1 protein-coding gene is annotated in these 969 nt (G+C 43.8%); it reads left to right on the forward strand.

What is annotated here, in order from left to right:
- Positions 1-16: 16 nt before the first annotated feature.
- Positions 17-969 (forward strand): diguanylate cyclase domain-containing protein (locus tag A3739_RS02840; RefSeq protein ID WP_197471992.1); only part of this gene is annotated, 953 nt, incomplete at its 3' end.

Here is a 969-nt window from a genome sequence, read left to right on the forward strand (position 1 = left end):
GCAAAGGCTGGGAAGTTTGAAGGTCGTTTCTAATTCCGCGCTCGCAATCGACAAATTATGGGAGCGTTTTGTTGTTCAATTGATCTTATTTGCAGGCTTATTGATTGTTGGGCTTTTATTACTTTACAGCTTGCTTCGTTATTTATTGGCACCGCTAGTGCAGCTCGAGCAACAAGCGCAGCGCATTGCTAACCGATTTTTTGAACAGCCCCTTGAATTACCTCCAACGCGTGAATTGGACTCCGTTGCGCGTTCAATCAACGATATGGCTCAGAGCTTGAAAAAAGTATTCGATGAGCAAATCGATGATATCGAAAGGCTCCGGGATTTATCACGATTAGATGATTTGACGGGATTGTTTAACAGAGAAGGCTTTGATGCGCGTTTGAAGTCTGACTTAGTTGGTCGTTCTGTGACAGGCGTGGGGGAGTTAGTCTTAGTCATGTTAAATGACTTTGAGTCTATTAATCTGTCTCACGGGCGTCAGACGGGCGATGAGTTATTGCAGGAGATTTCTAAGCTACTAAAAGAACTTTCTGCCGAATATCGTGGCGCATATTGTTCAAGAAGATCTGGTGCGCAATTTAGTGTGTTTTTATCGGGTGTTAGTGTTGATTGTGCTGAAACCTACGCCCAGAAACTTCTTTCTAAAATTCAATCTATTCCGGTCTTACGTCAAGGTCTGAAAGATGACTGGGTGAATGTTGGTGTGGCGGAAGTGAGCGATGCTGAAACGGTATCGGGTTTGTTATCGAAAGCGGATATGGCGTTGCGACAAGCTCAGTCTAAAGGAATTTCGGGCTGGCAGCGTTACGTTGATTTAGAAGAAGATGGCGTTTCTCAAGAAGTTAGGCAAGCCAACCATTGGCAATCTATTTTACAGGATGTATTGCAGAATAATGCGCTTGTATTGCATGAACAGCCGGTACAGAGTTTGGTTGATGACTCGATTAGTCATAAGCAGTTACT

The sequence above is a fragment of the Oleiphilus sp. HI0067 genome, from assembly GCF_001635735.1.